Source organism: Streptomyces botrytidirepellens (assembly GCF_003721215.1).
Classification (GTDB): domain Bacteria; phylum Actinomycetota; class Actinomycetes; order Streptomycetales; family Streptomycetaceae; genus Streptomyces; species Streptomyces himastatinicus.
Genome location: NZ_RIBZ01000194.1, coordinates 1 through 7181, shown reverse-complemented (window position 1 = coordinate 7181; position 7181 = coordinate 1). Strand labels below are relative to the sequence as shown.

The 7181-nt window shown below is 75.4% G+C and carries 6 protein-coding genes and 1 tRNA gene; 6 read left to right on the top strand and 1 reads right to left on the bottom strand.

What is annotated here, in order from left to right; all coding sequences use genetic code 11:
• The first annotated feature begins 233 nt into the window (after positions 1-233).
• From EEJ42_RS15160 to EEJ42_RS15135, 6 genes are all read left to right on the top strand, one after another.
• Positions 234-1508 carry a hypothetical protein gene (locus EEJ42_RS15160; RefSeq protein ID WP_123100476.1) on the top strand — a complete coding sequence of 425 codons (1275 nt, stop codon included), beginning with the start codon at positions 234-236 and terminating at the stop codon, positions 1506-1508.
• Positions 1499-3106, top strand: a complete 1608-nt coding sequence (locus EEJ42_RS15155; RefSeq protein ID WP_123100475.1) for a hypothetical protein — start codon at positions 1499-1501, stop codon at positions 3104-3106. Before EEJ42_RS15160 ends, EEJ42_RS15155 begins: the two co-directional genes overlap by 10 nt.
• A complete protein-coding gene (locus EEJ42_RS15150) occupies positions 3103-4470 on the top strand; it encodes an AAA family ATPase (RefSeq protein WP_123100474.1) in 1368 nt (455 codons plus the stop codon). Before EEJ42_RS15155 ends, EEJ42_RS15150 begins: the two co-directional genes overlap by 4 nt.
• A gap of 177 nt (positions 4471-4647) precedes the next feature.
• Positions 4648-5013, top strand: a complete 366-nt coding sequence (locus EEJ42_RS15145) for a hypothetical protein (RefSeq protein ID WP_123100473.1) — start codon at positions 4648-4650, stop codon at positions 5011-5013.
• Between the two features lie 160 nt (positions 5014-5173).
• Entirely contained in the window at positions 5174-5836 is a 663-nt protein-coding gene (locus EEJ42_RS15140) for a bifunctional DNA primase/polymerase (RefSeq protein ID WP_123100472.1), read from the top strand.
• A 116-nt stretch (positions 5837-5952) separates the two neighbouring features.
• Positions 5953-6026, top strand: a tRNA-Lys gene (locus tag EEJ42_RS15135).
• Between the two features lie 18 nt (positions 6027-6044).
• Here the strand turns inward: EEJ42_RS15135 and EEJ42_RS50860 are convergent.
• On the bottom strand, positions 6045-7181 hold a 1137-nt coding region (locus tag EEJ42_RS50860; RefSeq protein WP_184503097.1), incomplete at its 5' end, for a nucleotide disphospho-sugar-binding domain-containing protein.

Sequence of the window (7181 nt, the reverse complement as noted above, 5' to 3'; positions counted from 1 at the left end):
CGCGCTGCGGCTCGCGGGCGCCGTCCGCGAGCGCTTCGCCCCGGCCCGCGCCGCCACCGCGACCCGTACCGCCGACGCCTCCGCCGAGGCGGGCGCCGCCGGAATCACCGCCGGAGAGCCCGCCGAACCTGCGGGCGCGGCCACGAATGTCGGTGACAAGTGCGAGACTTCGGCCCGTGAACGGGAACGGATCCCCCGACAGCAGGGCAGGGGCGCGGACAGGCAACGTACGGATGGCGGCGACGGCGGCGGACGGGAAGCCGGTGCCGGTGCCGGCCGCGGGACCGGCGCGGGCGGAAGCTCCGCGGCAGCCGGCGACGGCGCTCCGGCAACAGCTCGCTGAGCTGCGCGGCCCGTCCACCGTTCCGCATCCGATGGACGCCCGTGCGCTGGCCGCGCTGGCGTCCAACCCCGGCTGCCGCCGCCGCGCGCTGCTCGACGGCGCCGGGGTCGACAAGGGCGCGCTGGCGCGGGCGCTCGGAGCGCCCGCGCCCTTCGGCCAGTCCCAGTTCGCCCACCAGCGCGGCAACACCTTCGAGGCCCGGGTCAAGGCCGACCGCGGCGCACTGCTCACGCGGCTGCTGCACGAGCGGCTGGCCGACGGTTCGGACCCGCCCGACCCGGACACCACCGCGACCCCCGACCTGACCGCGGCCGGTCCCCAGGGGCGCACGGCCCGTACGGCGCTGGCGCTGCGGGAGGCCACCGCGGCGGGGCGGTGGGCGCTGCTCGACCATCCGATGGTGAGCCTGGACGTCGCGGGCTCCCCCGCCTTCCTGGAGCCGGACGCGGTCGTGGTGCACCCCGACGGCTCCTGGACCGTCATCGAGATCAAGTCCTTCCCCATGGTGGACGGCGCCGCCGACCCGGCCAAGGTCGGCGCCGCGGCCCGGCAGTCGGCCGTCTACGCCCTGGCCCTCGAGCGGATCGCGGCCCACCTCGGGGAGGTCACGGAGGGCCCGGAGGGCAAGGAGGACGGCGTCGCGGCCCGGGTGCGGCACCAGGTGCTGCTCGTCTGCCCCAAGGACTTCTCCAACCTGCCGACCGCCGAACTCGTCGACGTGCGCAAGCAGCTCGCCGTGACCCGGCGGCAGCTGGGCCGCCTCACCCGGATCGAGGAGATCGCCGCCGCCCTCCCCGAGGGCACCACCTTCGACCTGCGGCTCACCGAGGACGGCCGGACCCCGACCCGGCCCGTCGAGGAGCTGACCGCCGCCGTCGAGACGGTGGACGCGGCGTACGCGCCGGAGTGCCTGTCCACCTGTGAACTGGCCCTCCACTGCCGGGCGCGGGCCCGGGAGGCGGGCGCCGTCGAGTCGCTGGGGCGCGGCGTCCGGGGCGAGCTGGGCGGGCTCACCACGGTCGAGGCCGTGCTCGCGGCCGCCCTGGAATCCGGCGGTTCGGAGCCCACCGGCGACCCGGCCGTGGACACCCTGCGGCGCGCGGCGGCCCTGCGCGCCGAGGCCCTCGCCACCGCCGCGCGGCCTGCGGAGGCGGTATGTCGCTGATCACCACGCTGGCCCGGATGGAGGCCGTCCGGGAGGGCCGGGCGCGGCCGGTCGCCACGGTGCGGCACCGTCATCTCTCGCAGCGGCCGCTGGCGTTCGTGCCGCTGACCACCGCGGGCGAGACGGGCGCGCCGCTCGGGGCGCTGGTGGGCACCGACCGGGACGCGCCGCGGCTGCTGGTCGTGGCGCAGCCGCGCAACCGTGACCTGCGGTTCGCGTTCCTCGCCGAGCTGGCGGAGGAGATGCTTCCGTACCTGGAGGGGTACGCGGACGACGTCGAGCTGGAGGAGCGCAAGGAGACCGACCCGGAGACCGGGAAGAAGGTGCCGGTCCAGGTCGAGCTGTGCGCGGACGCGCCGCAGCTGCTGGTGCCCAGCGGTGCGGGCGTGGCGTTCGTCCGGCTGCTGGGGCGGTCGATGCGGTTCCGGCGCACCGCCGAGCAGGACCCGGAGACGCCGTTCCCGGCGCCCGCGCGCGTACCGCTCCTCGGCCGGTGGCTGACGCACTACGGGGAGCGGTCCCGGGTGCCCGGCTCCTCGCTGCTGCTGTCGCTGACCGAGCTGCTGGGGCGGCACTGGGCGACCGGGCAGAGCAATCTGGAGGACCAGCACCTGGGGTCGCTGCTGGCCTGGATCGACCCGCCGGAGGGCGTCCCGGGCGCGGAGGCGGCGCTGCACACCGAGACGGCGCGGGACGGGGACGGGCAGCTGCTCCACCCGCCCGCGGGCCCCGCCACCGACCCGGCCTTCGACAACAAGCTGCTGGCCCCGGCGATGTCCCGGTACGACGCGGCACGGTCCGAGGTGACCGGCGGCGTGGCGGGCGGGGAGGCGCGGCTGCGGGCGGCCGAGGCTGAGCTGCGCGAGCTGATCGCGTCCCAGCTGCGGCCCACCTGGGACGCGCTGTGGCGGGGCGTGGACCTGCTGCGGGACCTGCCGGAGGGGGCGCGGGTGGCGGACCGCTGGAAGCGGGACCGCTGGTCGTACACGGCCCACCGGGACCGGATCCGGGCCGGTGAGCCGCCCCAGCCGAAGCGGGACGACGCGGTGACGGCGGCGCAGAAGCTCGCGGCGCGGGAGACGGCGCAGGCCCAGCTGGACGCGCAGGAGGCGCTGGACGACCCGCTGGTCATGGCCGGGCGGCGGCTGTCCGGGGAGGCGTTCGCGGGCGAGGTCATCGAGGTGGAGATGGCCTGGTCGGAGGCGAAGGTGCCGCGGCCGAGGCCGCTGGTCACGGTGCGTACCGAGGACCGTCCGCATCTGGCCGAGCGGGTCAAGCTGTACCGGGTGATGGACGACGGCCGGACGCAGACCGCGGAGTTCGCCGGGGAGGCCGAGCCCGATGGGTCAGATCCCGGAGGGACCTGCGCCGCGTTCGTGGTCCGGCTGACCGGCGGGATGGGCCGGGGCAAGGAGCCGGAGCCGGGTTCGGTGCCCGAGCCGGGCGACCGGCTGTGCTGGACGCTGTTCGAGCACGCCCCGCGCGGCGGCCCTGACCTGCCCGACCCCGAGAGCACGCCCTGGACCCACGGCGGACCACCGGACGCCGCCGCTCCCGAACAGGCTCCCGACCCCGTGACCGAGGAGGACTATCTGTGATCGCCACGGACCGGGCGGCCCGTACGGGGAGGGGCGAGCCGTTCGACCCGTCGGCCGCGGCCGCGCGCGCGACCGACGCGATCCTGCACGACACGCTGCACGGCACCCACCGCGGTGTCGTCGTGGACTCCCCGCCCGGCGCGGGCAAGTCGACGCTGGTCGTCCGGGCGGCCCGGGAGCTGGCCGCCGCCGGGCGGCCGCTGATGGTGGTCGCGCAGACAAACGCACAGGTGGACGACCTGGTGGACCGGCTCGCCACGGCGGACCCGGACCTTCCGGTCGGCCGGTTGCACAGCAGCGATCCGCATCCGTACGACCCGGTGCTCGACGATCATCCGGCGGTGCGCTGCTCGGCGAAGGTCGCCGATCTGGCCGGGCTGGGCATCGTGGTGTCCACCGCCGCGAAATGGGCGCACGTCAAGAACGTCGAGCCGTGGAGCCACGCGATCGTGGACGAGGCGTACCAGATGCGCTCGGACGCGCTGCTGGCCGTCGCGGGGCTCTTCGAGCGGGCGCTGTTCGTCGGCGACCCCGGGCAGCTCGACCCGTTCAGCGTGGTGGGCGCCGATCAGTGGGCAGGGCTCTCGTACGACCCGTCGGCGAGCGCGGTGACCACGCTCCTGGCCCACAATCCGCGGCTGCCGCAGCACCGGCTGCCGGTGTCCTGGCGGCTGCCCGCGTCGGCCGCGCCGCTGGTCTCGGACGCGTTCTATCCGTACACGCCCTTCCGCAGCGGCACCGACCACGGTGACCGGCGGCTGAGCTTCGGGGTGCCCTCGGACGGTTCGGGGCCGGACCGGGTGCTGGACGAGGCCGCCGTCTCGGGGTGGGGGCTGCTGGAGCTTCCGGCCCGTCGTACGCCGCGCACCGACCCGGAGGCGGTGGCCGCCGTGGCCCAGGTGGTCCGGCGGACGCTGGACCGGGGCGGCGCGGCGGTCAGCGAGCGCGCCGACGAACCGGTGCCGCTGACCGCCGACCGGATCGCCGTCGGCACCGCGCACCGCGACCAGGCGGCGGCCGTGCGGGCGGCGCTGGCGGGGCTGGGGGTGTCGGGCGTCACCGTCGATACGGCGAACCGCCTCCAGGGACGTGAGTTCGATCTGACGGTGGTGCTGCACCCGCTGTCCGGCCGCCCGGACGCGACGGCCTTCCACCTGGAGACGGGCCGGTTGTGCGTGCTGGCGTCGCGGCACCGGCACGCGTGTGTGGTGGTGTGCCGGGCCGGGGTGGCGGAGCTGCTGGACGAGCATCCGTCGACGGAGCCCGTGCAGCTGGGGGTGACGGTGAAGTTCCCGGACGGGTGGGAGGCGAATCACGCCGTCCTGTCGCACCTGGCCGAACACCGCGTCTCCTGGCGACCCTAGGACGATCCCGCCTCCGTCCGTCCCCGGACCGGTGGCCGGGGGCCGGGCGCTGGGTTCGGAGGAGGGGCCGATGGGGAGACACCCCTGGTGGGGGCGGCGGTCTTGCCTCCCGCGCGACAATGGGAGCAGGACGCACCGCGAACCGATCGTGTCTCACGACCCAGGAGGAGAGATCACATGCCCGAGCCGGATGCGGCTCAAGGCCCGCACGGCGCCGCGCCACGGCGAATGAAACCGGCCGCGCTGCTCTTCGAACCGGCCGCCGCCGTCAAGGACGAGGCGCACTTCTTCGACCTGGAATCGATCGAGGATCCACGCGAACTGCTCACCCGCTCGACCGAGCTGGTGCTCGCGTTCCGCGCGGCGACGGACCGGGCCATGGAGTTCCAGGCGATGGCGGCCGCGCAGCTCGCCGACCCGAGGCGGTTCGACCGGCTGACTCCCGCCGTGATCGCCGAGCGGGCGGAGTGGACCGAGGACTACGCCAAAAAGATGATCGAGTTCGGTCGCGAACTGATACAAAGCGGCGAGCTACCGGACTGATGGGCGTACTCCGCAGGAGAAACCCGCACGAACGCGTGGCGTCCTGCCGCGATCACACGCCGGGGGCATATGCGGGCGGAAGGTACCCCATCACCCCGCGTCATGTCCTGGTTTTGCCGCATCCCCCGACACCTCCTCCACCGACGGTAATTGTAGAAACATGAGCAGAACGCCTCGGGACTCACTTCACACCGCCGCCTACGTCACCCCGGCCGGCGCGGACTGGCTCGCCTCCGCCAGCCGGTCCCCCCGCGGCGTCCACGCGCTCTGGGCACAGCATCCGGCGACCTCGGTCCCGCTGCCGTGCGGCACCGCATTCGACGTCGTCAGCATGGACGCGCTCTTCGGGCGCCGGGTGGTCAGCCGGTTATGGACCGATGGACCCGGCACGGGTCCGGTGGCCGCCCAGGGCGGCCGGGTCCTGCTGTTCGCCACCCCGGGCGCGGCCCAGCGGCTGCCCGCGCTGCTCGGCTGGGAGGAGTGGGGCGGCGCGGCCCCACCGCTGCTCTGCTACGGCTGGGGGGACACGGTGACCGTGCCGCCCCTGTACCCCCCGGACCCCGGCCCGGCGGATCCCGAGCCCCCGGAGGAGATCGCCTCGTACGACGTGCCCTCGCCCCGCTGGCTCGTCGCCCCCGACGTCCGCAGCCCCTGGCTGCCGGGGCCCGAGGTGCTGCTGTGGGCCTGTGTGCGGGCGGCCCGCACGCTCCGTGTCACCGCCGGTACGGACGCGGAAGGCACGGGAACGGAGGGTACGGACGCCGATGGCACGGCCGCCGACGACAGGGCTGTGACCAGCGCACCCGCCCTGTTTCCGGGCTGAGGGCGGCCTGAAAGATATCGATTTTCACTTCGCCTGACCCGGGTGCTAAGGTCTCCTANAAAGATATCGATTTTCACTTCGCCTGACCCGGGTGCTAAGGTCTCCTACGTCAGCAGGCGCCGCTAGCTCAGTTGGTTAGAGCAGCTGACTCTTAATCAGCGGGTCCGGGGTTCGAGTCCCTGGCGGCGCACCGACATGCGAAGGCCCTTCACCACGTGTGAGGGGCCTTTCGTATGTCCTCGGGGCGGGCCGTCAATCGCATGACCGCCGCCTCCGGGCCGGGCATCGACCGGGCCTCCTCCCGCAGCGCACGGGCCGCGACCAGGTACGAGGGCTGCTCCAGCAGGGCGAAGAGGTCCCGGGCCAGCTGGGCACCGGCCGCCCGGGCGGTGCGCGGCGAGCCGTCGAGGAGCCCGGCGGGGGTGTGCGCCCCGGCGCCCGTGAGGGCCACCCGCGCCCCGTTGAGCTGCTGCTCGGGGCGGGGCGCGACGATCAGCTGGGGCACCCCGGCCACGGCCGCGGCCAGGACGGCGGCCCCGCCGCCCTGGTGGAGCACCGCACGGCAGCCCGGCAGCACCCGGTGCAGCGGTCCGGCGGGCGGCAGCCCCTCCGCGGCGGTGCCCAGCCGGACGACCTCCACACCGCGCGCCTCAGCCGCCCGCAGCGCCGCCCGCACGGCTTCGGGCGGGCCCGCCGGGTCCTCCCACGCGGCACAGACCCGGGTGGGCGCGGGGACCTGCCCCTGGCGCATCGAGTCGTACGAGGGCTCGCCCACCGCGTCGTACGCCTCCTCGTACGCCCCGCGCGGCGACCCGTACGGCGGCTCGTAGGACACCTCATAGGGGGGCTCGTACGGCGACTCGTACGGGGACTCGTACGGGACGAACCGCACCGGAAGCCGCCGCTCCGGCGACGGCAGCGCCAGGCTCGGCGGGCAGGGGTCGAGCCACAGCTCCGGTTCGCGCGCCGGATCCGCCCCGTAACGCCGCATCAGCCGCGCATAGCCGGGCAGCGGCGGGCCGTCCAGCCGCTGCCGGTCGAGGCGCAGCAGCGCCGCGCTCCCCCACAGCTGGCCGACCGCGGGCACGCCCAGCGCCGCCGCGGCCACCGTGCCCGCGTACGTACTCGCGTCGTGCACCACCAGCTCCGGCTGCCAGCAGCGGGCATAGGCCACCAGCCCCTGGGCCATCGCCTCGGCGATGGCCACCCGCCGGTCGCCGAGGGCGCGCAGCACCCCGTGCTGCTCCGGGCCGAGCACCCTGGGCCGCACCGGCCAGTCCGCGGGCCAGATGCCGCGCGAGCGGCGCGCCACGGCCGGTGGCAGGCCGAGCCCGCGGGGCAGCAC

Coding starts and splice junctions, on each gene's coding strand:
- EEJ42_RS15160 (WP_123100476.1), top strand. CDS start 234: ATGGCGGCGACGGCGGCGGACGGGAAGCCGGTGCCGGTGCCGGCCGCG.
- EEJ42_RS15140 (WP_123100472.1), top strand. CDS start 5,174: ATGAGCAGAACGCCTCGGGACTCACTTCACACCGCCGCCTACGTCACC.
- EEJ42_RS15155 (WP_123100475.1), top strand. CDS start 1,499: ATGTCGCTGATCACCACGCTGGCCCGGATGGAGGCCGTCCGGGAGGGC.
- EEJ42_RS15145 (WP_123100473.1), top strand. CDS start 4,648: ATGCCCGAGCCGGATGCGGCTCAAGGCCCGCACGGCGCCGCGCCACGG.